This window comes from Sphingobacterium sp. HMA12, assembly GCF_002933815.1.
Classification (GTDB): Bacteria; Bacteroidota; Bacteroidia; order Sphingobacteriales; family Sphingobacteriaceae; genus Sphingobacterium.
In genome coordinates this window covers 1453624-1477450 of sequence record NZ_BEYR01000001.1, presented here as the reverse complement: position 1 = coordinate 1477450, position 23827 = coordinate 1453624, and the positions used below count along the sequence as shown (strand labels likewise).

25 protein-coding genes and 1 tRNA gene are annotated in these 23827 nt (G+C 39.4%); 20 read left to right on the top strand and 6 right to left on the bottom strand.

The window, feature by feature from the left end:
* Positions 1 to 115 precede the first annotated feature (115 nt).
* The 9 genes from HMAT_RS06375 to HMAT_RS06335 all read left to right on the top strand — a co-directional run bounded on the left by HMAT_RS06375 (position 116) and on the right by HMAT_RS06335 (position 9038).
* On the top strand, positions 116 to 2221 hold the full coding sequence (locus HMAT_RS06375; RefSeq protein WP_104381924.1) for a HEPN domain-containing protein: 2106 nt from the start codon (positions 116 to 118) through the stop codon (positions 2219 to 2221).
* 11 nt (positions 2222 to 2232) lie between these two features.
* The gene (gene cobA, locus HMAT_RS06370) at positions 2233 to 2991 is read left to right on the top strand and encodes a uroporphyrinogen-III C-methyltransferase (RefSeq protein WP_104381923.1); all 759 of its coding nucleotides are present in this window, start codon (positions 2233 to 2235) and stop codon (positions 2989 to 2991) included.
* A 6-nt stretch (positions 2992 to 2997) separates the two neighbouring features.
* A complete protein-coding gene (locus HMAT_RS06365) occupies positions 2998 to 3576 on the top strand; it encodes a bifunctional precorrin-2 dehydrogenase/sirohydrochlorin ferrochelatase (protein ID WP_104381922.1) in 579 nt (192 codons plus the stop codon).
* Positions 3566 to 4267: a phosphoadenylyl-sulfate reductase gene (locus tag HMAT_RS06360; protein ID WP_104381921.1), complete on the top strand. Its 702-nt coding sequence runs from the start codon at positions 3566 to 3568 to the stop codon at positions 4265 to 4267. Before HMAT_RS06365 ends, HMAT_RS06360 begins: the two co-directional genes overlap by 11 nt.
* A gap of 53 nt (positions 4268 to 4320) precedes the next feature.
* Positions 4321 to 5211, top strand: a complete 891-nt coding sequence (gene cysD, locus HMAT_RS06355) for a sulfate adenylyltransferase subunit CysD (protein ID WP_104381920.1) — start codon at positions 4321 to 4323, stop codon at positions 5209 to 5211.
* A gap of 32 nt (positions 5212 to 5243) precedes the next feature.
* On the top strand, positions 5244 to 6488 hold the full coding sequence (locus HMAT_RS06350; protein ID WP_104381919.1) for a sulfate adenylyltransferase subunit 1: 1245 nt from the start codon (positions 5244 to 5246) through the stop codon (positions 6486 to 6488).
* A 524-nt stretch (positions 6489 to 7012) separates the two neighbouring features.
* Positions 7013 to 8344 (top strand): NADP-specific glutamate dehydrogenase, encoded by a 1332-nt coding sequence (gdhA, locus tag HMAT_RS06345; RefSeq protein WP_104381918.1) that lies wholly within the window; start codon positions 7013 to 7015, stop codon positions 8342 to 8344.
* Between the two features lie 101 nt (positions 8345 to 8445).
* A complete protein-coding gene (locus HMAT_RS06340) occupies positions 8446 to 8691 on the top strand; it encodes a hypothetical protein (protein WP_104381917.1) in 246 nt (81 codons plus the stop codon).
* An 8-nt stretch (positions 8692 to 8699) separates the two neighbouring features.
* Positions 8700 to 9038 (top strand): hypothetical protein, encoded by a 339-nt coding sequence (locus tag HMAT_RS06335; RefSeq protein ID WP_104381916.1) that lies wholly within the window; start codon positions 8700 to 8702, stop codon positions 9036 to 9038.
* 48 nt (positions 9039 to 9086) lie between these two features.
* On the opposite strand, the gene HMAT_RS06330 is transcribed toward HMAT_RS06335, so the two are convergent.
* Both HMAT_RS06330 and HMAT_RS06325 read right to left on the bottom strand, forming a co-directional pair.
* Positions 9087 to 11459, bottom strand: coding sequence for an endonuclease MutS2 (locus HMAT_RS06330; protein WP_104381915.1), 2373 nt, complete (start codon positions 11457 to 11459; stop codon positions 9087 to 9089).
* 20 nt (positions 11460 to 11479) lie between these two features.
* On the bottom strand, positions 11480 to 12238 hold the full coding sequence (locus HMAT_RS06325) for a DUF4296 domain-containing protein (protein WP_104381914.1): 759 nt from the start codon (positions 12236 to 12238) through the stop codon (positions 11480 to 11482).
* 72 nt (positions 12239 to 12310) lie between these two features.
* Here HMAT_RS06325 and HMAT_RS06320 point away from each other — a divergent pair, with 72 nt between their 5' ends.
* From HMAT_RS06320 to HMAT_RS06275, 10 genes are all read left to right on the top strand, one after another.
* Positions 12311 to 13003 (top strand): YggS family pyridoxal phosphate-dependent enzyme, encoded by a 693-nt coding sequence (locus tag HMAT_RS06320; RefSeq protein ID WP_104381913.1) that lies wholly within the window; start codon positions 12311 to 12313, stop codon positions 13001 to 13003.
* The gene (locus HMAT_RS06315) at positions 12996 to 13448 is read left to right on the top strand and encodes a GNAT family N-acetyltransferase (protein WP_104381912.1); all 453 of its coding nucleotides are present in this window, start codon (positions 12996 to 12998) and stop codon (positions 13446 to 13448) included. The genes HMAT_RS06320 and HMAT_RS06315 overlap by 8 nt, the downstream gene beginning before the upstream one ends.
* Before the next feature lie 144 nt (positions 13449 to 13592).
* On the top strand, positions 13593 to 14264 hold the full coding sequence (locus HMAT_RS06310; RefSeq protein WP_158655646.1) for a DUF3298 and DUF4163 domain-containing protein: 672 nt from the start codon (positions 13593 to 13595) through the stop codon (positions 14262 to 14264).
* 25 nt (positions 14265 to 14289) lie between these two features.
* The gene (locus HMAT_RS06305; RefSeq protein ID WP_104381910.1) at positions 14290 to 15552 is read left to right on the top strand and encodes an aspartate kinase; all 1263 of its coding nucleotides are present in this window, start codon (positions 14290 to 14292) and stop codon (positions 15550 to 15552) included.
* Positions 15553 to 16740 (top strand): hypothetical protein, encoded by a 1188-nt coding sequence (locus HMAT_RS06300; RefSeq protein ID WP_104381909.1) that lies wholly within the window; start codon positions 15553 to 15555, stop codon positions 16738 to 16740. It abuts the gene before it with no gap.
* 46 nt (positions 16741 to 16786) lie between these two features.
* On the top strand, positions 16787 to 17776 hold the full coding sequence (locus tag HMAT_RS06295; RefSeq protein ID WP_104381908.1) for an LLM class flavin-dependent oxidoreductase: 990 nt from the start codon (positions 16787 to 16789) through the stop codon (positions 17774 to 17776).
* Positions 17777 to 17836: 60 nt separating this feature from the next.
* Positions 17837 to 18646 carry a hypothetical protein gene (locus HMAT_RS06290; protein ID WP_104381907.1) on the top strand — a complete coding sequence of 270 codons (810 nt, stop codon included), beginning with the start codon at positions 17837 to 17839 and terminating at the stop codon, positions 18644 to 18646.
* Positions 18647 to 18655: 9 nt separating this feature from the next.
* Positions 18656 to 19312 (top strand): DUF1345 domain-containing protein, encoded by a 657-nt coding sequence (locus HMAT_RS06285; RefSeq protein ID WP_104381906.1) that lies wholly within the window; start codon positions 18656 to 18658, stop codon positions 19310 to 19312.
* A gap of 43 nt (positions 19313 to 19355) precedes the next feature.
* Entirely contained in the window at positions 19356 to 19748 is a 393-nt protein-coding gene (locus HMAT_RS06280; RefSeq protein WP_104381905.1) for a hypothetical protein, read from the top strand.
* 90 nt (positions 19749 to 19838) lie between these two features.
* Positions 19839 to 20258 carry a c-type cytochrome gene (locus HMAT_RS06275; protein ID WP_104383325.1) on the top strand — a complete coding sequence of 140 codons (420 nt, stop codon included), beginning with the start codon at positions 19839 to 19841 and terminating at the stop codon, positions 20256 to 20258.
* A gap of 255 nt (positions 20259 to 20513) precedes the next feature.
* On the opposite strand, the gene HMAT_RS06270 is transcribed toward HMAT_RS06275, so the two are convergent.
* Positions 20514 to 20593, bottom strand: a tRNA-Leu gene (locus HMAT_RS06270).
* A 182-nt stretch (positions 20594 to 20775) separates the two neighbouring features.
* On the opposite strand from HMAT_RS06270, the gene HMAT_RS06265 reads away from it, so the two are divergent.
* Complete coding sequence (locus tag HMAT_RS06265) at positions 20776 to 21738, top strand: aldo/keto reductase (protein ID WP_104381904.1); 963 nt, start codon at positions 20776 to 20778, stop codon at positions 21736 to 21738.
* Between the two features lie 228 nt (positions 21739 to 21966).
* Here the strand turns inward: HMAT_RS06265 and coaD are convergent, their stop codons facing one another.
* Genes coaD through HMAT_RS06250 form a run of 3 tightly spaced genes read right to left on the bottom strand, consistent with a single transcriptional unit; the run spans position 21967 to position 23781 of the window.
* Complete coding sequence (gene coaD / locus HMAT_RS06260; RefSeq protein WP_104381903.1) at positions 21967 to 22452, bottom strand: pantetheine-phosphate adenylyltransferase; 486 nt, start codon at positions 22450 to 22452, stop codon at positions 21967 to 21969.
* Position 22453: 1 nt separating this feature from the next.
* A complete protein-coding gene (rsmD, locus tag HMAT_RS06255; RefSeq protein ID WP_104381902.1) occupies positions 22454 to 22993 on the bottom strand; it encodes a 16S rRNA (guanine(966)-N(2))-methyltransferase RsmD in 540 nt (179 codons plus the stop codon).
* Complete coding sequence (locus HMAT_RS06250; RefSeq protein WP_104381901.1) at positions 22984 to 23781, bottom strand: DUF3822 family protein; 798 nt, start codon at positions 23779 to 23781, stop codon at positions 22984 to 22986. Before HMAT_RS06250 ends, rsmD begins: the two co-directional genes overlap by 10 nt.
* Positions 23782 to 23827: the final 46 nt, after the last annotated feature.

Below are 23827 nucleotides of genomic sequence, written 5' to 3'. Positions count from 1 at the left end.
TAAATTTTATACGGCAAATATATATTAATTTGGTAGATATTATAGAATATTAAAAAAATATTTTTACATTTGACATCGAGAAAAGAATACTAAATCAATAGATTTTATTTGTTTTATGCAAAGCTTCCGTACAGAATTAGAAAATCCAGTCGTGGAAAAGGAGATTATTGAACTTGAAAAAAAGATTCGATTATTTCACGAAGGTAAGATCGCTGATGAAAAATTTAGATCATTGCGTCTGGCCAGGGGAGTATATGGACAGAGACAACCAGGAGTTCAAATGGTTCGTATCAAACTTCCATTTGGAAAAGTTACTTTTAAACAGTTAATCAAAATAGCAGCAATATCTGATGAGTATGCAAGTCGCAACTTGCACTTAACCACACGTCAGGATATTCAGATCCATTACGTTAGTCTGGATCGAACTCCAGAACTCTGGTCAAAATTGGCAGAGGATGATATTACCTTAAGGGAAGCCTGTGGTAATACCGTTCGTAATGTAACGGCTTCACCAACTTCAGGTATTGATCCGAAAGAACCCTTTGATGTCTCGTCATATGCACAGGCAACATTTGAATATTTTCTACGTAATCCGGTTTGCGCAGAGATGGGTAGAAAATTCAAGATGTCTTTTTCAGCAAGTGAAGAGGATACCGCTTTTTCGTATATTCATGATTTGGGTTTTATTCCAAAATTGAAATATGTGGATGGTGTGGAAGTGCGTGGTTTCAAAGTGCTGCTAGGCGGCGGACTGGGGTCGCAACCATTTTTGGCATCGCTAACAAATGAATTTCTTCCGGAAGATGAGCTTATTCCTTATATAGAGGCTACCTTAAGAGTATTCGACCGATATGGCGAACGTAACAACCGAAATAAAGCCCGTTTTAAATACCTCATTCAAAAACTAGGCTTGGAAGTGGTACTAAATCTGATCGAAGCGGAAAAAATCGCTACAAAAGTTAAGACTTTCGCTATTGATCGAACCAAAATTGAACAACCGCTACCACCTGATGACAGCAAAATTACTGTACTTGATCTGGATAGCGACTTAAACTATCAGGTATGGAAGAATACGAATACATTTGAACAAAAGCAAGCAGGCTATTATGGTGTCTATGTACGTGTTTCTACTGGAGATATCGGCACGGATAAAGCGCGATCCTTAGTCGCTGGATTAAAAAATCTCGTTGCGGATGATATCCGGATAACACAAAACCAAAGTTTACTATTGAAGTATGCAACTGAGAACTCGTTACCTCATATTTACCAATTGCTCAAATCACTTGATCTTGCACAGGTAGGTTTTGACAGTACTGCAGATGTGACAACATGTCCCGGAACGGATACTTGTAATCTTGGCATCTCAAATAGTACCGAAATGGCACGGGTTATTGAATCGTATATCGCCGAATTCCATCAAGATTTTATTTTCAACAGAGATTTGAAAATTAAGATATCCGGTTGTATGAATTCCTGTGGTCAACATGGACTGGCGCATATTGGCTTCCATGGCAGCTCGGTTAAAGCAGAGGGCAAGGTAGTTCCTGCTGCTCAGGTTATGCTTGGTGGTGGTACGATCGGCGATGGTGAAGGCCGGGTGGCCGAACGGATTATCAAAGTACCGACCAAAAGGGTACTGCATGTGGTTGAATTCGTATTGAACGATTATAAAAAGAATGCTGAAGAGACCGAGAATTTCCATGCGTATTATGACAGACAGGGTAAAAATTATTTTTACAATCTATTAAAACCACTGTCGGATCTGACGACGCTTGCGGAAGATGAGTTTGTGGACTGGGGACATGAAGGCACTTTCCAGACAGCCATAGGTGTGGGTGAGTGTGCCGGGGTGGTAATTGATTTAGTGGCAACATTAATTTATGAGGCGGAGGAAAAACTACAATGGGCAAACGAGACATTCGAGGAGGCAAAATTCGCAGACGCTATCTATCATGCATACAATGCCTTTGTTCAGGCGGCGAAAGCCTTGCTATTAGATAAAGGTATCAGCGCAAGCACACAAAATACAGTGATCAACGAATTTCAGACACATTTTGTAGAGTCTGGAGAATATAACTTTGATCCGTCATTTCCGGAGCTTGTCTTACAAATCAGTAAAAATGAACCCACCGAGGGCTTTGCAACAGGCTATCTACAAGCGGCGAAAAAGTTTATCAATGAGGTTTATCAACGTAAAAATTTAACGCCTGTATTGGCTTAGGAGGGAACGGAATGTCGATAGAAGCAAAAGTAACTTTAGTAGGCGCTGGGCCGGGAGACCCAGACTTGATTAGCCTCAAAGGGATCAAAGCAATCAAGCAAGCGGATGTTATTTTGTATGACGCGCTTGTCAATGAGGAACTATTGGATTATGCGAAAGCAGATTGTATAAAAATTTATGTCGGAAAACGTGCTGAACAGCTTTCTACATCACAAGATGAAATCAATCGCTTACTGGTTGATTATGCTTTAAATTATGGGCATGTGGTGCGTTTGAAAGGTGGAGATCCCTTTGTCTTTGGACGTGGAGGTGAGGAGATCGATCATGTGGCACAATATGGTATTGAAACAGCCGTTGTACCGGGTATTTCCTCCGCTATCGGTCTGACAGGCTTACAGCAGATTCCTTTGACTTATAGGGGGATTAGCGAAAGCTTTTGGGTGATAACAGGGTCAAAATCTGATGGCAGTTTATCTAGCGATCTATACCTGGCTGCGGAATCCAATGCGACTGTGGTCGTGCTGATGGGGTATGGAAAATTAGCTGAAATTGTAGCCATCTACCGGGATAAAAATCTTCATCATTTACCTATCGCTTTGATCCAAAATGGTTCATTGCCTAATGAGAAGGTTGTATTAGGCGCAATAGATAATATACTGGATGAATCTACTGAAAAGCGAGTCGGGGTACCGGCTATTATCATCATTGGTGAAGTGGTGGCGAAACACAGATCGTTTCAACAGATTAAAGAGAAAGCGCTTGCATTATAAGTAAGTATGAATCAGTTATTTCCCATATTCGTTAAACTTGATCAGATCCAGACCTTACTGGTCGGAGGTGGAAAAGTTGCATTGGAAAAATTCCAGGCACTGATAACAAATGATGAGAGACTGAAACTAACTGTTGTCGCAAGGGAAATTGTTCCAGAATTTGAACGATTGCTCGTCAATTATCCGCATGTCCGATTTCATATACGTCCTTTTGAGACAAATGACGTCGAAAACAAGCAACTTGTAATTGCGGCAACGAATAATATGGAACTGAATGATGAACTTCGAGAGTTAACATCACTTCACAATATCCTTTTCAATGCAGCGGATAAGCCAGATCTATGCGACTTTTATCTGGGATCTATTGTTACTAAGGGCAACCTAAAAGTTGCGATTTCCACAAATGGCAAATCGCCAACGATTGCAAAAAGGGTGAAGGAATTGCTCAACGATCTTTTACCGGCCGAAATTGACGAAACGCTTTCGCTGATGAGCGAATATCGTGAACAGTTGAAAGGGGACTTTGAATTTAAAGTAAAGAAGCTGAACGAACATACCAAAAATATATTACGTCATGAGCGTTAAGGAAATTAAAGAAATTATCGGCGATAAAAAGGGAGCGGAGATGCTGCAGACAATTGCGGCACTATATCCTGCAGAAGTTGTTTTTTCGACTTCTTTTGGGATAGAAGATCAGATTATCACCGAATGGATCGGTAAGAATAATATCGGTATCGAGATTTTTACGTTGGATACCGGGCGATTGTTCAAAGAAACGTACTCCTTGTGGAGCCGTACATTGGAACGTTATCAGTTGATTATCAATACATACACACCGGATACAGCGTCGCTGGAAGATTTTATCAGTAAAAAGGGACCTAATTCTTTCTATGAATCTGTTGAAAATCGTAAAGAATGTTGTCGGATCAGGAAGATCGAACCATTGCAGCGTGCTATCAAAGGGAAAAAAATTTGGATTACCGGCATTCGGTCTGAACAATCGGTCAATAGACATGATATGGATTTTGTAGAGTATGACGAAGTAAATGATATCATAAAAATCCATCCGTTGTTTGACTGGACCTTTGAACAGGTAAAAATGTATTGCAAGGAACAGTATATTCCCTATAATGTATTACATGACAAAGGATTTCCGAGCATTGGTTGCCAACCTTGTACGAGGGCTATTCAGGAAGGAGAAGATTTTCGGGCCGGAAGATGGTGGTGGGAAGATCAAAGTAAAAAAGAATGTGGTTTACATGCTGTTAAATCTTAATCATAAAAAAGCGTAAACCCGAATTCATTAAATCAAATTTATTATTTCAAAGAATGGACTATTTAGATCATTTAGAAGCGGAAGCAATATATATATTAAGAGAAGTCGCCGGACAGTTTGAAAAACCAGCATTATTATTCTCGGGCGGAAAAGATTCCATAACACTGGTTCATCTGGCAAAAAAAGCTTTTAGACCGGGTAAATTCCCGTTCCCACTGGTTCATATTGATACCGGGCACAATTTTCCGGAAACTATTGCTTTCCGTGACGGCCTTATTGAAGAGATCGGAGAAAAACTGATTGTGGGCTACGTACAAGATAGTATAGATCAGGGCAAAGTCGTTGAGCAAAAAGGCAAAAACGCAAGTCGTAATGCACTTCAGACTGTCACCTTACTCGAGACGATCTCGAAACACGGTTTCGATGCATGTATCGGCGGGGCACGTAGAGATGAGGAAAAGGCACGTGCAAAAGAACGTATTTTCTCGGTGCGTGATGAGTTTGGACAATGGGATCCAAAAAGACAAAGACCTGAGCTGTGGAGTATTTTCAACGGTAGGATAAACAAAGGTGAGAATGTACGGGTATTTCCGATTTCAAATTGGACTGAGCTCGATGTCTGGAATTATATCAAACGCGAACAAATCGCATTGCCATCCATTTATTTTAGCCATGAACGGGAGGTAATTACCCGCAACGGACAATTAATGGCGGCCGCGCCATTTTTAAATATGGATGAGGAGGATGTTGTTGAAACTAAATCTGTTCGTTTCAGGACGGTGGGTGATATGACCTGTACTGCGGCAGTAGATTCTACAGCAACTGCTTTAGATGATATCATCGCGGAAATCAAGGCATCAACAGTCAGTGAACGTGGGGCTCGGATGGATGACAAAGTATCCGAGGCAGCAATGGAAGAACGCAAAAAACAGGGGTATTTTTAATTCCTCAAATCTAATACTTGATATTGACAACAATGAATATATTGAAATTTATAACAGCTGGTTCGGTAGATGATGGTAAAAGTACGCTAATAGGTCGATTGCTTTACGATACCAATTCTATTTTGGATGACCAATTGGAGGCGATACAACGTGCCAATCGAAAGAATGATGATGGAACAGTAGATTTAGCGATATTAACGGATGGATTAAAAGCAGAACGCGAACAAGGAATAACCATCGATGTTGCTTACAAATATTTTCAGACCGATCAGCGAAAATACATTATCGCTGATGCTCCAGGCCATATCCAGTATACGCGAAATATGGTTACTGGCGCGTCTAATTCTGAGCTGATTATTATCTTGGTAGACGCAAGGAAGGGTGTGATTGAACAAACTAAAAGGCATTCATTTATTGCTAAATTGCTGGCGATGAACCAGGTATTAGTATGTGTCAATAAAATGGATATGGTGGATTATAGTGCCGCTGTTTTTGAACAAATCAAAAATGATTACCAACAATTGGCTGCCAATCTAGGACTTCAGGATGTTGATTTTATCCCTGTATCCGCATTGAAAGGTGACAATATTGTTCATAAATCTGAGCGTATGCTCTGGTATTCAGGAAAATCGCTATTGGACTACCTGGAAAATGTTGAAATTCACGAAAATCAGGCAGCAAACTGGAGATTCCCGGTACAATGGGTTGTAAGGCCACAAACGGATGATCTCCATGATTATAGGGGATATGCAGGTCGAGTGTTAGGAGAGGGGCTTACGGTAGGCGATCAGGTGATCATTTATCCCTCAGAAACATACAGCACTGTCAAGGCCATAGAATTTAACGGTCTGCAGGTTGACCGGGCAGAAAATGGACAGTCAGTTATTCTTCATTTAACTGACGATGTTGACATTAGTCGCGGCGACACGATTGCAAATGTTGAAAAACAACCAAAATTTGAGCGCAATATACAGGCAAATGTATGTTGGTTTGACAATAAGCCCCTGGATACCGAACAGATTTACTTGCTACAGAGCCACAGTAAATTGACAAAAATAAAGATCGTTGATGTGCTTTATAAATTTGACATCAACACGCAGGAAAAAGTCTTTGACGAAACGATCAAGCTCAATGATATTGGCCGGATCGCGATCAAATCTGCTGAAAATCTTGTATTCGATTTACAGGCAGAAAATGCTGCGAATTCGCAAGCGATCGTGATTGATCCACGGACTAATCTGACAGTCGGCGCGCTGATGATTCAAGCTGTTGATTAGTATTTTTATCTGTAAATATTCAACCTAAATATTTATTGAGGAATCCGGGCAGGTTGTTCGGATTCCTTTTTTATTTACAGTAATTCTTTTAAAAGCCGCTGTTTTTATCAATCCATATATTTGTTATAATTTATATTATGTTAAATAACAATAAACCCTCCCTATATATGGGCCATCACAATCTTAATTCAGCTTAAAATTATATCGCACAATTTATTGTGACTCCATGGCAGCCTTATAAATATTAAAATTTATAAGGACTAGAATTACACAAATCATTACGTTTAGCCTGTTCTATATAAAATCGAAAATGATTCTTTTTTTTATCTAAAGTATCGAATAAAATACGCGGATGATTTGTTTTTGGCTACATTTCGATATAATCAAGCTAAATAGCCATATTTTATAGAATTCGAAATTTCATTATAACAACGCAAAATTTATAAAAAATTAACAAAAATTGGATTTTTATTAAAAAATACATAAATTAGTGCCAGCCAAAGGGAAATTTTACTAATTAAAACATGTCAAAAAATTTTAACGAGTTCATTGCGAGCGTTGAGAAACGCAATCCAAATGAGCCAGAATTCTTACAAGCTGTAAAAGAAGTTACAGAGGATTTATTTCCTTATATCACCAACAATCATCCTGAATTTTTCGACCAAAAAATTCTTGAACGCCTGACCGAGCCTGAACGTATTATTTCTTTTCGTGTAACTTGGTTAGATGACAATCATCAAGTACAGGTAAACCGCGGATACCGTGTGCAAATGAATAGTTCTATAGGTCCATATAAAGGAGGTCTGCGCTTCGCTCCTTCTGTGAATCAAAGTATCTTGAAATTCCTTGCTTTTGAACAAGTTTTCAAAAACAGTTTAACAGGCTTACCAATCGGTGGCGGTAAAGGTGGTTCTGATTTTGACCCTAAAGGCAAATCAGATAATGAAATTATGCGTTTTTGCCAGAGCTTTATGACGGAATTATATCGTCATATAGGTGCAGATACAGATGTTCCTGCGGGGGATATCGGTGTTGGTGGACGTGAAATTGGCTTTTTATTCGGACAGTTTAAGCGCCTTCAAAATAATTTTACTGGGGTTCTAACAGGTAAAGGTGAATTATGGGGAGGTTCCTATATTCGTCCTGAAGCTACCGGATATGGCCTACTATACTTCGTAGACTGTATATTTAAACATCAAGGACAGTCTTTACAAGGAAAAGTGGCAACAGTTTCAGGTGCTGGTAATGTAGCATTTTACGCAGTTGAAAAAGCAATGCAATTAGGTGCAAAAGTAATAACCGTCTCTAATAGCCTGGGTACTTTGTATGATCCTGATGGCTTTGACACTGAGAAGATGGCTTTTGGAGCAACTCTAGGTCGCAACCTGGACCAATACCCTGCTCGTTATCCAAATGCACAGTTTTTACCAGGACAAAAACCTTGGCAATTTAAATGTGATATCGCATTGCCATGTGCGACACAGAATGAATTGGATGAATCCGATGCGAAAACACTTGTGGCAAATGGCTGCATCTGTGTTGCTGAAGGCGCTAATATGCCTTCCACTGCCGAAGCAATTAAGGTTTTCTTAGATGCTAAAATTAGTTTTGCACCAGGTAAAGCGGCAAATGCTGGCGGGGTTGCTGTGAGCGGTTTGGAAATGTCCCAAAACTCGATCCGTACACAATGGGGTACCGAGGAAGTTGATAGCCGTCTGAAAACAATTATGGAAAGCATTCACGAGACTTGTTTGAAATATGGCAAAGAAAGTGATTTTGTTAACTACTTAAAAGGTGCCAATATTGGCGGCTTTATCAAAGTGGCTAATGCCATGAAAGCCCAGGGAGTTGTATAATCAGCCTTTTTCTAATCATATCATAATCCTGAACGCTCAAATGTATTTCATTTGGGCGTTTTTTTATACTTTTATGGTAATTTTTAAAACAAGAGATTTACATGAGATTAATAGCGGAACTCCCCCATCCTGATTGCAAGATTTCCATCTTTGGAATGAATCAAAAATTCATCATCAAATTTGAACAAGGAAATCTGGAGCAGTCCTATAAAATTGCAGAGGTTGACATTATAGGTGGCGTAAATGGTGTTTTTGAATTGCTTGATGAGGAATTTCTGAAAAGTGTAATAGACCAGTTCGCGTTAATGCGTCAATCTTTTAACGGGGCTTACAGTAGATACGAATAGCGACAATTATGTTAAACTACCTTTATTTTGTGGCATTTTGGGCTTGCCAAATTGTCTCCTCCATCCTATTTAAACTCGGTGGTATTCATCCGAAGTATAAATGGGCGGCCTTGATTGTCGGCAATATTATTTTGCTTTCGGCGAGCTGGTTTCTCATTCAATTATTTAAAAATGTCTCTCAACCTATTGTTATAGCATTATGTTCAGGAGGGACTTTTCTGACCGTTCAGTTGGCAATGGCATTTTATTTTAAAAGTCCACTGAGCTGGCAGCAGGTTGCCGGCATGTTTGTTATTATTGTCGGTATGGTGATGATCACCTTTGGTGGTAAAGATCAAGCGATCTAAAAAATAAAGAGCACTCGCATGCGTGCACATGCGAGTGCTCTTATATTGCTATAAATAAGCATAAGTTATCCCGTCTCCGCCGCGGTCTTGATGTTCATCTTCAAACCGGCTGACATGACTGTATTTACGCAAGTAATCCCGAATGAATTTTCGTAGAATACCGTCCCCTTTCCCGTGGATAATTTTTAGTGATGGATAGCCTACCATAACAGCCCTATCCAGCACCTTCTCCAATTCATTCAATGCATCTTCGGTACGCATTCCTCTCAGGTCTATTTCCGGATTAAAATCCGCAACCGTTCCAGCTGACAATGACTTGGACAAACTTTTTGCCGATTTCTTATTTTCCCGTCCTTCGAGCTTAAGGACGTTCTTTCGTTTCTGTACTGTTCGCAATTCTCCCATGGCAAGAATCAAGTTGTTTTTAGCAATTTCAACAACCTGCGCTTCAGCTCCATTGTCAATAATCTGTACCCAGTCACCTACGGTCAGTTCGGAGGATTCCGTTATTTTCTCTTTGATGACTTGCTTAGTCGCCTGTTCTTTTGGCAAAACGGCTTTCAAAGCCTGATCCAGATTGCTGCGCAGTTCACGGGTTTTCTCCTTGTCAGCTTTCGCCGACTTGATCTGTGCAACCGTATTTTCAATTAATTTATTGGAGTTTTTGATGATTTCCTGAGCCTCCTCTTTGGCTTTTTTCAGTATAATCCGTTTATTTTCCTCTAGATAACTTTGCAATTCCAGGTACTCAGATTTAAGGGATTCAAGTTCTTTTTCCCTTTTATTGATGGCAACTTTCGTATCAAACACCTCTTTCTTTTCCCGTTCGAGGTCAATCAATAAAGTATCTACCTTTTTTTGTTGTACGCCGATTTTCCCTTTGGCAGCCTCCAGAATATCTTTTCCCAATCCTATTTTCTGTGCAATTTCGAAGGCATAAGAACTACCGGGTTTACCGATCTGAAGAATATACATGGGGCGCATCTCCCGGTTATCGAACAACATGGAAGCGTTCTCCAGACCCGTCGTATTGCTCGCAAACACCTTTAGGTTTGAGTAGTGGGTGGTGACCACGCCTCTAATCTGCTTTTTATTCAACGATTCCAACACAGCTTCGGCAATAGGTCCACCAAATAAGGGGTCTGTTCCGGTACCGAATTCATCAATGAGTACCAAAGTGCGTCCACTGGCAAATTCCGTAAAATATTTCATTTTCGACAAATGCGCACTATAGGTACTTAGATCACTCTCAATAGATTGATCATCACCGATGTCAGCAAATATCTGCTTAAATACGCCTACTTTCGTCGTTGGTTCAGCTGGAATCAATAAACCCGATTGTACCATGATCTGTAGCAAACCTACCGTCTTCATACAGACTGACTTACCACCGGCGTTTGGTCCGGAGACAACAATAACACGTTGCAGCTGATCGATCTGTATATTCAATGGAACGACGGTGCTTTTATGGTGTTCGTTGAGGATGAGTAAAGGGTGGCGCGCATTGATGAGATTGATCTCAGCTTCTTTGGACAGTTCCGGCATCTCGGCCTCAATATCCAAGGCAAACAAAGCTTTGGCCCGAACAAAATCTACCTTGGTCAATAAGCCATGATAAGACAGCAATAATGGGAGATGTGGACGTACTTTATCTGTGAGTTCCACAAGAATTCGGATAACCTCCCTCCTGCGCTCAAATTCAAGATCTCTAATCTTATTGTTAAGCTGGAATACCTCTTCTGGTTCAATATAAGCTGTTTGTCCTGTTGCTGACTCGTCGTGGATCAATCCTTTGAGCTTTCTTTTGTTCTCCGCCAGGATGGGGATACATAGACGCCCATCGCGTACAGTCAAATTGCCATCCGCAGTCCACCCGCTGTCCTGGGCATTTTTGAAAATACTATTTATGCGTTTGAGCGCATCTTGTTCCGCACGTTGTATTTGCTGGGTGATCTCAAGTAACAGGCGGGAGGCATTATTTTTGAGTTTTCCACGCTCGTCGATGACTGTTTCAATATCCCGGATGATTCCCTTCTCTATGGGTAGATGCTCAAAGAGCACTTCCAAATTCGGATATAGACCTTCTCTTTCGTTAAAATATCGAATGATGGCGTAAACAGTTTTCAAGGACAACAGGACACGAAAAAACTCCTCTTCAAGTAGAAAAGCACCTTCGGCCCTAGCCTTTTCAACAATGGATTTTAAAGGAAAAAAATTCTCGACGGGAAATGCGCCATCGTTGACGAGAAGATCTTTAAATTCGCTTGTCTGCCTCAAAAAACGATCTATCTGATCGAAGCGAGTTTGCGGCTGAATTTTTTCAACCAGTTCACGTCCTGATTCGCTCAGGCACTTTTGTTTTATTTTATCTTTTATCTCGTAAAAACCGAGTTTATCTATCGCATTTAATGGATATACCATAAAATTATATTCTTTGATGGTTAAAGTTCTGACACAGGTTTTAACGCCTGTGGTGGAGTAAGGATAGGTTTCTCAAGCCTTTGCTCCATTTTTTTTGGTAACGTTGCTGTGTCCTTTGCTGAAATGCCAGGTGTTGTCGCCGGGGGCGCAGGATTTCCTGAGGATGCAGGTGTTGTTGAACCGGCTGGAATATTTGAACTGGCTGTAGAAAGCTGGTTCATTAAATAGCTGTCCAAACTAATACCTGTTTTCTGCTGGAAATTTTTGTTAAACAGTGAAGATGCCTCTTTAAAGCTGAATTTTTCCTTACTTGGTTTGTAGTGGATAAGCGCAGCAATATTTTCTTGATACTGTTGTTGTTGTCGCATGATACGATTCGTACTATCCTGAATCCGCGCATTGACAATCGAATCCCTCGTGCGGATGGAGTCTTGCTTTTTACGTTCGATATCCGTATAAAACTTATTCTGCTTAGTCAAGTTATCTTCCACTTTCTTGTAAATAGCTGACATGACCTCAGCATCTTTACCATAATAGTTCAGATTTTTTTTAAAAGATACGGAGTCCAACCCGTATTTATCAAAAGTTACCTGATACAAAGGCACCATCACTTTGCGTGCACTATCAATGGGCAAAATATTGAGATACGAATCTGTCAATTGGATTTCTGTCAAAGCATTGACAAATTTGCTTTGTGAGATAATATCCTTCTCTTCTGGTCTGACACAGGAACCAAATAAAAAAATCACCGCAAGTAGATTCAGTATTAATCGTAGCATTTCGTAGTTTTGTACAAATTTACAAAAAGGACCGACATTTGGCACTTTTTACATCATCAAACTATATCGGAAATGAGTATTGCGAGTAATTTAGAAGCTTTAAGATTGGAAGCTGAGGCCAAAGGCGTTCAGCTTGTAGCAGTTTCAAAGACAAAGTCCAATTCAGAAATCATGGAAGCCTATGAGGCTGGACAACGTATTTTTGGTGAAAATCATGTTCAAGAATTAATTGAGAAAGCAGAGCTTTTACCCAAAGATATTCAGTGGCATATGATCGGACATCTACAGACGAATAAGGTGAAATATATTGCCTCATTCGTTAGCCTGATTGCTTCCGTAGATTCCTTAAAGCTGTTAAAAGAAATTAATAAACATGCGTTAAAAGCTAATCGTATCATTGATTGTCTATTGCAAGTTTATATCGCTGATGAGGATACCAAATTCGGTCTGGATCATGCGGAGTTGATCGAGCTCCTTCGTGATGAGGAATTCCTGGAACTAAAGAATATCCGAATTTGTGGACTGATGGGGATTGCATCCAATACAGATAATGAGAAGGTGATCAAAGCGGAGTTTTACGAATTAAAGATGTTATTTGACGGCATTAAAGCTAGCTTCTACCGGAAAGATGATTATTTTAACATACTTTCGATGGGAATGTCATCGGACTATAAATTGGCGATTGAAGAGGGATCAACTATGGTTCGTATTGGAAGCACAATCTTTGGTAGAAGAGTAATCAAACATTATAAAAACAATGACTAAACCAATTATACGCGCAGCAATTAAGTCTGATTGCCCACAAATGCTTGAGCTAATCAAAGAATTGGCGATCTATGAGAAAGCTCCGGATGAAGTAACGGTTTCCCTCGCGGAGTTTGAAGAAGCGGGGTTTGGCGATAATCCTATTTGGGGTGCATTTGTAGCGGAAATTGGTGAAGAAATTGTTGGAATTTCATTATATTACGTCAGATACTCCACCTGGAAAGGAAGAAGACTCTATCTGGAAGATTTAATCGTTACCGAAAAAATGCGCGGACTGGGAATGGGCAAGCAACTTTTTGACAGGACGCTCGCCTATGGTAAAGAATGTGGTTACCATGGCATGGTATGGCAAGTTTTGGACTGGAACGAATCTGCCATCAAATTCTACGAGCGGTATAAAGCTGATTTTGATTCGGAGTGGATTAATGTGTCAATCACTTATTAAATTAGAGGGGAAACAATCAATTCAATGCGGTTTTATCTTTTTTTTAAAATATTATCTATAGGCTGTTTTTTGTCTTCGTGTCAAAACAAAAGTGTATCACCTTCCCTAGCTCAGACCGGGGACACACTCTCCTATCACAAAAAAATGGTTGATGAGCATAGTAATTATTTTCTAAAAGGAGAAGATCAATTGGATACTACTTATTTCCGGGCGAGCTATCCGGTGTTCGATGAAGCAAAAATCAATGATCTTGTCTCATCTATTGTTCATCTTGAAGGAGATACCAGCATGGAAGAAGCCGCCCATCGTTTTATCAATGCTTATAATGAATATGTGGATGATAACAATGGTAAATCTACTGCGACCTGGAATCGAGATCTTCAGGTTGACGTAGTTGCAAATACGCCCATGTATCTAGCGATACGAACAAAACAGGAGGAATATACTGGCGGAGCTCATGGCGACCATGTAACCTTATATTCGAACTTTGATAGGCAGTCTAATAGTCCCATTACAATTGACGATATTATTCGTAAAGAAGATAAAGATAAGTTTATCACAATCGCTGAACAGTGTTTTCGGAAGCAAGAGGGACTGCATAACGATGATTCCTTAAATGGAAAATATTTTTTTGAAGGTGGTAAGTTTTCGCTTGCAGATAATTTTACATTTGAAAAAAACGAACTATTATTTTATTATAATATCTACGAAATTAAATCTTACGCGGAAGGCGGCACAGAGCTGCGTATTCCCTACTCAACTTTTAAAGATCTGATGTCAAAAAAAGGATTACATTATATCAATAGTATCAATTAGCAATCAACTAAACTCAATAAAATAAATGCAGGTTTTTAAATTTGGAGGTGCATCGGTAAAGGATGCAGAAAGTGTCAGAAATTCAGCAAAGATTATTTCGAAATACAAAGGTGAAGCTTTGTTGGTCGTTATCTCTGCCATGGGTAAGACAACAAACCTTCTGGAGAAATTGACCAGAGAATATTATAATAATACGGGCTTGCAGTTTCAAACCCTTGAAGAAGCCAAAGCATTTCATTTTCAAATTCTTCAGGACCTATTTCCTGGAGGTGAACATCCTATATTCGATGAAATTGCCAACTGTTTCGTCGAGATCGAATGGATTTTGGAAGAGGATCCGCAGGACTCCTACGATTACCTATTTGACCAGATCGTGTCCATGGGCGAATTGATCTCGACGAAAATTGTCGCTGCCTATGTTGCCTTTATTGGGGAGAAAGTAAAGTGGGTAGATGCGCGTGATTATATATTGACCGATAATACCTACCGCGAGGCTGCCGTGGACTGGAGCAAAACAGAAGAGAAAATCCGGGCTGAACTTCCATCCATATTGGACGAATATATTGTCATCACGCAGGGTTTTCTGGGGTCCACATCGGAGAATTTCACAACAACTTTAGGTCGTGAAGGTTCGGATTATTCAGCAGCTATATTTGCGTCATGTTTAAATGCTGAAAATGTAACAATCTGGAAAGACGTTCCGGGGGTTCTCAATGCTGATCCCAAATGGTTTGAAAAAACCGAATTGATTCCCGAACTATCTTATACGGATGCGATCGAACTTACCTATTATGGTGCGACTGTCATTCATCCGAAGACGATCAAACCGTTGCAGAATAAAAAAATCGCCTTAAATGTGCGTTCTTTTGTTGATCCGGAGTCTCCCGGAACGATAATTCGAAGTACAAATCAGACATTACCAGTCCCTTCGTTTATATTTAAAGTAAATCAGATTTTTATTTCTATTTCGCCACGGGATTTTTCTTTCATCGTGGAAGACAACCTCAGGGATATCTTTAATCTGTTTCATGAACATCGCATCAAAATCAATATGATGCACAATACGGCGATAAATTTCACCGTCGCAGTGGATGATACCGGGAAAAACCTGGTGGATTTAATTAACGATCTTGAGCAACGATTTAAAGTTACCTATGAGTCTGGTCTTGAGTTAATCACTATCCGTTATTATAACCAGGAAACGATCGACCGAGTTTTGGTCGATAAGGAGGTGATCAGTGAATTAAAGGATAGATATACTTGTCAGCTTCTTGTTAAGAAAATATAAATGAATAGATTGATTCTTCAAAAGGAGGTACAGTTGTTTTTGGAAAAAAACCTGAAGGAATCTCCTGTCAAAATAGCTTTAAAGAAATTTCCTTTTGAAGGAATATCGTCTTCTGAACTCGCTGCACAGCTCGATGGTAAACAACGTGCAAAGATTAAAATTCCACTATGGACAAAGACTCCTGGAATCTATTTCCCGGCTAAATTAAATCTAGAACAATGCTCGTCTGAAAAAACTGCATTATTTAAAAGTTCGCTTATTCAGGAAGGTACAAATTTAATTGATGTAACGAGCGGTTTTGGTGTCGACAGCTTTTATTTTTCAATACGCGCAAAGCAAGTGACTTCATGTGAGCTCAATCCCGATCTTGCAGAAATTTCTTCGCATAATGCAAAAATATTGTCCGCAACAAATATTAGCGTTGTTGCGGCGAATGGTGTGGATTACATCCTTAACCGTTCGCAGGAGCATTTTGATTATATCTATCTGGATCCTTCGCGCAGGGTTCAAAATAAAAAAGTATTTTTATTGGATGAATGTGAGCCCAATTTGGTTGCACTGCAAAACGATTTTTTTGAACGATCTGATGTTATTATCAGCAAGCTCGCGCCATTATTGGATATTTCTTCGGCATTGAGTATGTTAGTTCATGTAAAGGATGTATATGTGGTATCCTTGCAAAATGATTGTAAAGAACTTATTTTTATTCAAGAGAAAGGCTACGAAGGCGAACCAGTCATTCATGCTGTGCGGCTGTTCAGAGAGCAACAGCAGGTAGTCCCTTTCACCTATGCAGAAGAACGTGCGGCCCTGGTGGATTATAGTGTCCCCCTATCCTATCTTTATGAACCCGATGTGGCCCTGGCCAAAGCAGGAGCGTTTAAAACAATTGCTAGTCGTTTTGGGTTAAAAAAACTACACAAAAGCACTCATCTGTATACCTCCGATCAGAAAATCCCTGATTTTCCTGGGAAAGTATTTATAATTAAGCAGGTGGAATCTTTTACAGAATTTAAGAAAAAGAAAAGTCCGCTGATAGCTGATATTATCGCTAAAAATTTTCCGCTAAAAACGGAGGAGATCAAAAAGAAGTTTAAGATCAAAGATGCGGGTGACACCTTCAGCTTCTTCACAACAGTGCTGAATGATCAGCTTATTGTCATACATGCGCAGCGAATTCTAGAATAGACAATTTGATTACAATTGTCCTGTTTCTTCTCCGTAATTTTAATGCATGGATAAAATCGTATTATCAGCATTAGATTTAGCTCCTGTCAAAAAGGGAGAAAATGCAGCCAGTGCTATCGCTCGCAGTGTAAAGGTTGCCCAACATATCGAAAAACTAGATTTTAAAAGAATCTGGGTTGCCGAACACCATAATATGGAATATATCGCAAGTTCGGCAACCTCGCTACTTATACAACATATTGCATCGAATACTGACCGGATCAGAGTGGGTTCGGGCGGTATCATGTTGCCTAACCACGCTCCCCTAGTGATCGCGGAACAATTTGGTACATTGGAAACGTTATTTCCGGGGCGAATTGATCTTGGTTTAGGTCGGGCACCGGGTACTGATCAATTGACTGCAATGGCCTTGCGAAGAAATAACCTAAATACTGCATTTCAGTTTCCGCAGGAGGTCAAGGATCTTCAACGTTACTTCAGTATCGATAATTATGATGCAAAAGTGCGTGCATTTCCCGGTGAAGGACTGGAAATCCCTCTTTATATTCTGGGATCTAGTACGGATAGCGCTTATTTAGCAGCCAGTTTAGGACTTCCCTACGCCTTTGCTACACACTTTGCTCCGGCTCAATTTGCCTCAGCGAGTATGATCTATCATCAGAATTTTGTACCATCGGAGGTGTTGGATAAACCTTATTTTATTTCCTGTGTCAATGTTATCGCTGCAGATAGTACCGAAGAGGCCGAGTTTTTGTCTACTAGCTTCTATAATTTATTTGCTGGTATTGTAACGAATACCCGGCGACCCTTATCTCCGCCGACAGAGGAAGTAGTTTATAAAGGAATTCCAGCCATTGAACAAGCTGTACAGAGCATGGCCTCCTGTGCTTTCGTGGGGGATAAAAACAAGATTGCCCCAGAAATAGAAAAATTTGTCAAAGATCATAAAGTCGATGAAATAATGGCTACCTCCTATATTTTTGACGATGAAAAATGCCTGCAATCATTTTCCTTGCTTAAGGAAGCACTTGCCTAAGGCGTCTTAGAGACTTATATATTGTGAATTTTTATATATTTAAATAAAAATTCACAATATATGAACAGCTATTCTGCTTTTACCTTACTGTTTGGGCTAATATTCATCCAAGCTTGTCATAGTCCCACGACGAAAAAAGAGGATACCCCGATAGATTCAGTTGCCACGAAAGATAGTTCAACTTTATTGTCAAAAGACAGTACGGACTTGATAATTTCCGCGTCAGCCGATAGCTCAAAAGGTCAGATTTTTTTGGTGCGCAGTTACCGCATCTGGGAAAAAGAGGATCCCACCGCTGTATTGAATAAGGATTGGTTTGATCTCTATGAGCGCGAAGGAAAATATTATTTGGAGAAAGTGGATTATGAAATTAAAGATGGCTACGACGAATGTGCTCAGGTCCCTTCTAAAAGTGTCGAGTCTAAAAGAAACTCGCTTTTGTTTCTGAATATAAAGGGATTGAAACCGGGAGCCTTGGAAAATATGCAGATAAAGCATTCGGAGATATGGCCGAAAGAATCTGTAGAATATAATTTCAGAAAACAGCATATTATCCTGAAAGGGTCGGGAGATATTAAATCGACCGAAGTACAGACTGACGAAAAAGGGCATGAAAAGCTATTTCACGAAGTAGCTCATTATAAACTCAATGCCACTTTTGGAGAAACGCATGAACTGACATTATTTCAAAAGGATCAATATGAAGATGTATTTATGTCCACACAATTCGTTGGTGATATAGATCGTGACGGGCAATTGGATTTTATCTTTTCCAATCCGGGGAACTATGAGGAAGAAGTGCTGCTTTTGTTTCTTTCTAATAACGGAAAACCATTGGTTTTCGAGGCAAATGAACAGTTTGATTGTTAATTTGCGGCTATGGGAAAAATAAAGACAGTACTGCATCAAATGAAGTCCATTCATCGGGCTTTGATTGCAATTTGCGTTTTTACACTTGTATATCTCTTCTCCCCGATTAAAACTTTGACCTTGTTAAGTCTGGTTTTGTGTTGGTTTGGCTTTTGTATTTCCTATATATCGGTCTCCTGGTATACGTTTTACACCATGCCGGTGACGACAATCGCTAAGAAAGCACAACAGGAAGATGGTAGCCGGCTCTTTGTATCCTTATTTATAATATTAGTTACGGTTAGTTGCTTTATTTCTGTATTGATGATCATTATATCAACTAAGGATAAACAGCTTGATAATTCATTTATTATTATTATCTGTATGCTTGCGATGCTGGCTTCGTGGTGTTTGGTCCATACCATATATACATTCCATTATGCGCGTTTATATTATGAAAATGATTCTAATGGAAATGGGCTGGAATTTCCCGGCGATGATAAGCCCGATTATATAGACTTTGCCTATTTTTCATTTGTCATGGGGTGCACTTTTCAAGTATCTGATGTGGGTATCTCATCAAAGAAGATCAGACGGGTGGCGCTATTTCACGGTCTACTGTCTTTTGCACTCAATACATTCGTGGTGGCATTGACTATCAATATCATTTCCGGTTTGATCAATTGAGTATTTAAGCTAAAAACCGTATTTTAGTCCAAAATTTAAACACATGAAGTCGTTCAAACTCTTAGTCGCGCTCGTTTTATTCTTTATTGCCGTTGTTTCATGTAAAAAGAATGAAACACCTGATGCTGGCGCCTCCGCCGGAATTTCTGGAAGTTTTATTGGTAGGGTTCAATTTCAAGGCAACTCATTGTCTGTTGATAGATCCAATAGATTGATCCGAATTCTGCGTGAGGGAAATGTAGATTCCTATAAGATTGAGTTTTTTACTGGCGTGCCAAATATTACAGGAGTTCGCTTTATCAACGTTAATGACAGTACATGGATTTCCAGCGATACGATAAAATTGAAGGACGTAAGAATTCAAGGAAAACGGTTAACTATCAATTACCAATCAAACAGTGAAACTTGGATTGTGGACAATGCGCTTCGTAAGTAATAATCAATCTAAATTGTCATAATAAATTCATTTTTTGTTGTGAAAGTATTTCCCTATCGTTATATTTAGTGAAGCATAATGAAAAGAGAAATGAAACAAATCAAAAAAATTGGAGCAATTGCTTCTGTATTTGCCATAGTCATCGCCTTGAGTGGATTTAACTTCCAGCAGGAAAAACCTCAGGAAGAGCCCAAACCTACAAATTTAAAAGTCTTACCGAAAAATATCTCACATGACGAATTGATCGCGACAATGAAAGAGTTTAATGTCGCGTTGGGGGTAAAATGTGGATTTTGTCATGCACCTTCAAAAGAAGATCCTAAAAAGATGGATTTTGCAAGTGATGAAAATCACAAAAAGGAAATTGGTCGGGCAATGATCAAGATGACACAGAAGATTAACAAAAAATATTTCAATCGTAGTTGGGATAGCTCTCCGGCCAAAGCAATTTCCTGTAAAACTTGTCATGGCGGCAAAGAAGAACCAGAAATGGTAATAGCGAAAAACTAATCAAACTATATATTCATGTAACACCATAAGGTTTCTCTTATGGTGTTTTTTTTGCTTATTCTTTTCTTATTTGTTGCTGTTTCGCTTAGTCCGCAGGTTTTGAAACGGATCCATATGAATCTTGTCTACACGATGTCTACAAATTTTTCGGCTTGTTAACTAAATCATCCGTGTCGAGATGTGGTTTTTATTCCCCCAGAAAGGGTATTTTACTTAAAAAGGGCCTTAACATTTATAATGTTAAGGCCCTTTTAGTACCCGGAGCCGGAGTCGAACCGGCACGGTTTCCCACTGGTGTTTGAGACCAGCGCGTCTACCAATTCCGCCATCCGGGCATATCCGTTTGGGATGATGCAAAAGTAAGGAAAGTTTTTATTTTTCCAAACGATCTTCTACTTCTTTTCCTAAACTGCCTGAAAATGAATTAGAAATTTTTTATAAAACTATTTGTAATCCCCCTCCAAAGGCTTAACTGGCATTTTTTTCTTAAATTTAAGCTGGAAATATTAGGCAAATCATGGAAAAGGTAAAGTTAGGAAATAGTGAAATTGAATTTAAACCGATCGTTTTCGGTGGGAATGTATTTGGCTGGACTGTAGATGAGCAACAGTCGTTTGCTCTCTTGGACGCATTTGTCGATATGGGTTTTAGTTTTATAGATACATCCAACAACTACTCCCATTGGGTACCGGGTCACACTGGATCAGAGTCCGAATCCATTATCGGTAAATGGATTAGTAAACGGGATGTGCGGGATAAAATTCAGATTGCAACGAAGGTGGGCGGACGCCATGCCGGTAATGACAAGCCCAATTTGAAAAAGGAACATATTATCAAGTCTGTAGACGAATCGCTCATGCGATTGCAAGTAGACACAATAGATCTTTATCAGTCGCATCACGATGACCTTTCAACGGGCATAGATGAAACGTTGGAGGCTTACCAGCAACTGGTGCATGCTGGTAAGGTAAAATGGATTGGAGCGTCTAATTTAAGTCCTGAGCGCCTAAAGGAATCGTTGGTTGTCGCGGAGAAGCATGGTCTACCCACCTATATTGCCATCCAGCCAGAATATAATTTATACGACCGTTCAAAATATGAGAAAGATTATGAGCAGCTCGCGGTTGAAAATCACTTGGGTGTAATCACCTACTATTCCCTTGCAAGCGGATTTCTTTCGGGAAAATATAGGTCGATAGAGGATATTAAAGATGTGAAGCGATCGGATGCCCTAAAAGGTCGATTTGATAACCGTGGACTTCGTGTTTTGGACGCCTTAGCACAAGTAGCCCACAATCAACAGGTCGCTATGTCAACAATTGCACTCGCCTGGATTCTTCATCGACCTTCAGTCACCGCACCTATTGTCAGTGCCACCTCCCTACAACAACTTGAGGAACTAACTAAAGCAACCAAAATAAATTTGTCCACTGACGAAATGTCCCTGTTAAACATAGCTAGCGCATGGGAACAAAGTTGACATGTATTTTGTTATAATTTTCTGGTATATAGGTTTTTAAAATAAAATTTGGTGCTATTCAGAATATTATTTGGCAAGTTCGCGCGTAAAAGATTTGGGGTTTGGATTTCTGTTAAATTAGTTCTTTATATTGTAAAATATAAGTATCTGTATTTCAACATATAAAATATGCTGACAAAATAATATTTTGTCAGCATATTTTATATGTTTTATCGTTGTAAATCACAATCAGGGGTTTGTCGGTCTCTTCTCGTTCAATAAGCTAAGGACTTCTGTTGGTACCATTGCGCTAACATCTCCCCCGTTAAACCAGACATCCCGTACGATAGTTGACGATATGTGCGCTTTCCCGGATCTACTCATCAAAAAATAGCTTTCGACAGCAGGGTTTAGTAACAGGTTGTTTTGAGCTATTGCATTTTCAAACTCGAAATCGCCCGTATTTCGTAAACCGCGTAATATAAATTTCGCACCGACTTTCTGGCAGAAATCTACGGTCAAACCACTATACTTTACCACTTCTATCGCTCGGACCTCCTGAAAAAGATGCTGGATGCAATTGACACGCTCCTCATGGTCTAACATGCCTTTTTTGTTCGCATTATAACCTACAGCAATAATGATTTTATCAAATAGCGGCAGGGCTCTTTCGACCAGATCTTGATGAGCTGAAGTAAAGGGGTCAAACGAGCCTGGAAAAACAGCAATTTTCATACTATAAAGGATTTGTGTAAAATGAAAAAGATGAATAACCGTATTTTCTGGTTTCTATAAAATTCGGGTGTTCCTCCATCTGTCTTGTAGAAGGATGTTCTACAATAAGAAGCCCATTGTCATTCAGTAGATTGTGTTCGAAGATCAATTTTGGCAATTGGGGTAGTTTTGGAATATCGTAAGGTGGATCTGCGAAAATTAGATCATAGGTATTTTTACAGCTGCCAATAAACTTAAAGACATCTGCTTTCTTTGCTTTGATCTGTTCAAGTTTCATTTTTTTTGCAGTCTCGGTAATATATTGCACACATTTAAAATGCAAATCAATAGAATCAACCTGTTTCACTTCACGCGAGGCTAGTTCAAAACTAATATTTCCAGTGCCCGCGAAAAGATCAAGGCAATTTAGTCCATCAAATTCCAGACGATTCTGCAAAATATTAAACAATGCTTCCTTAGCAATATCTGTGGTTGGCCTAACCGGTAAATTGGTCGGCGGGTTCAGCCTTAAACCACCTATTCTACCTCCTATTATTCGCATAATATTGAATCAAATAGTACGTTGTAAGGTGTTAAGCTGCCTTCGATCTCTTGATCAGCCAAGACCACTTTTGTTTTTAACTCCAAGACTTCGATATTACCCGCATAGGATGCAATCCGTCTATAATAAGAATCATTGGGAACTTCGCCGGAAAGGAGAATCTTATCGATGGAATCACCCAGATTGAACTGTGTCAATATATTCAAGACGTAATAGCTGATGTCATCGAGATTATGAATTTCAAAACTATTATAAAGCTGAAAACCCCCATTTTTGAATAGATAAAAGTCAACCATGTTGTCAGCTACAAAATGTAATCCCAGCGCAGTTCCTCTGATGGATATACGCTCCTGAGCACGATCTAATACAACAGCAAATTCAGGAAGGATCACAGCGTCAGGAAATAATCTGCGCCAACGATTTAAAAGAAGTTTATCGAATTGATATAAAGCTACTAAACCAAGGTTATCTAAATAGTAAATAAATGTATTTTCAAGATCTGAAGTGCCCAAAAATTGCAGGTATTGTGCAATATTATCCTTCTGAAAAACCTCTTTAGGTATAAATGTAAAACTCTGGTGTGGGATCACTATTCGAACGAATCGAAATGGCAGACTCATTATTCTTGTTGCATCTAAAATTGGCTCCTCTGAGGGATATTCGATCAATATCGGTGCTACTGACTTCTTATCGACTACCGCTAACACATCTTTTTGGAAGCCAGCTTTTACCAAAAGGTTATACTCAGGTAAGTAATGAATGTTAAATTGTTTTGAAATATAATTCATTCGCTGAATTGTAAAAATAAAAACTTGTTAAGGCAAAAATAGCTTT

Coding starts and splice junctions, on each gene's coding strand:
- HMAT_RS06375 (WP_104381924.1), top strand. CDS start 116: ATGCAAAGCTTCCGTACAGAATTAGAAAATCCAGTCGTGGAAAAGGAG.
- cobA (WP_104381923.1), top strand. CDS start 2,233: ATGTCGATAGAAGCAAAAGTAACTTTAGTAGGCGCTGGGCCGGGAGAC.
- HMAT_RS06365 (WP_104381922.1), top strand. CDS start 2,998: ATGAATCAGTTATTTCCCATATTCGTTAAACTTGATCAGATCCAGACC.
- HMAT_RS06360 (WP_104381921.1), top strand. CDS start 3,566: ATGAGCGTTAAGGAAATTAAAGAAATTATCGGCGATAAAAAGGGAGCG.
- cysD (WP_104381920.1), top strand. CDS start 4,321: ATGGACTATTTAGATCATTTAGAAGCGGAAGCAATATATATATTAAGA.
- HMAT_RS06350 (WP_104381919.1), top strand. CDS start 5,244: ATGAATATATTGAAATTTATAACAGCTGGTTCGGTAGATGATGGTAAA.
- gdhA (WP_104381918.1), top strand. CDS start 7,013: ATGTCAAAAAATTTTAACGAGTTCATTGCGAGCGTTGAGAAACGCAAT.
- HMAT_RS06340 (WP_104381917.1), top strand. CDS start 8,446: ATGAGATTAATAGCGGAACTCCCCCATCCTGATTGCAAGATTTCCATC.
- HMAT_RS06335 (WP_104381916.1), top strand. CDS start 8,700: ATGTTAAACTACCTTTATTTTGTGGCATTTTGGGCTTGCCAAATTGTC.
- HMAT_RS06330 (WP_104381915.1), bottom strand. CDS start 11,459: ATGGTATATCCATTAAATGCGATAGATAAACTCGGTTTTTACGAGATA.
- HMAT_RS06325 (WP_104381914.1), bottom strand. CDS start 12,238: ATGCTACGATTAATACTGAATCTACTTGCGGTGATTTTTTTATTTGGT.
- HMAT_RS06320 (WP_104381913.1), top strand. CDS start 12,311: ATGAGTATTGCGAGTAATTTAGAAGCTTTAAGATTGGAAGCTGAGGCC.
- HMAT_RS06315 (WP_104381912.1), top strand. CDS start 12,996: ATGACTAAACCAATTATACGCGCAGCAATTAAGTCTGATTGCCCACAA.
- HMAT_RS06310 (WP_158655646.1), top strand. CDS start 13,593: ATGGTTGATGAGCATAGTAATTATTTTCTAAAAGGAGAAGATCAATTG.
- HMAT_RS06305 (WP_104381910.1), top strand. CDS start 14,290: ATGCAGGTTTTTAAATTTGGAGGTGCATCGGTAAAGGATGCAGAAAGT.
- HMAT_RS06300 (WP_104381909.1), top strand. CDS start 15,553: ATGAATAGATTGATTCTTCAAAAGGAGGTACAGTTGTTTTTGGAAAAA.
- HMAT_RS06295 (WP_104381908.1), top strand. CDS start 16,787: ATGGATAAAATCGTATTATCAGCATTAGATTTAGCTCCTGTCAAAAAG.
- HMAT_RS06290 (WP_104381907.1), top strand. CDS start 17,837: ATGAACAGCTATTCTGCTTTTACCTTACTGTTTGGGCTAATATTCATC.
- HMAT_RS06285 (WP_104381906.1), top strand. CDS start 18,656: ATGGGAAAAATAAAGACAGTACTGCATCAAATGAAGTCCATTCATCGG.
- HMAT_RS06280 (WP_104381905.1), top strand. CDS start 19,356: ATGAAGTCGTTCAAACTCTTAGTCGCGCTCGTTTTATTCTTTATTGCC.
- HMAT_RS06275 (WP_104383325.1), top strand. CDS start 19,839: ATGAAACAAATCAAAAAAATTGGAGCAATTGCTTCTGTATTTGCCATA.
- HMAT_RS06265 (WP_104381904.1), top strand. CDS start 20,776: ATGGAAAAGGTAAAGTTAGGAAATAGTGAAATTGAATTTAAACCGATC.
- coaD (WP_104381903.1), bottom strand. CDS start 22,452: ATGAAAATTGCTGTTTTTCCAGGCTCGTTTGACCCCTTTACTTCAGCT.
- rsmD (WP_104381902.1), bottom strand. CDS start 22,993: ATGCGAATAATAGGAGGTAGAATAGGTGGTTTAAGGCTGAACCCGCCG.
- HMAT_RS06250 (WP_104381901.1), bottom strand. CDS start 23,781: ATGAATTATATTTCAAAACAATTTAACATTCATTACTTACCTGAGTAT.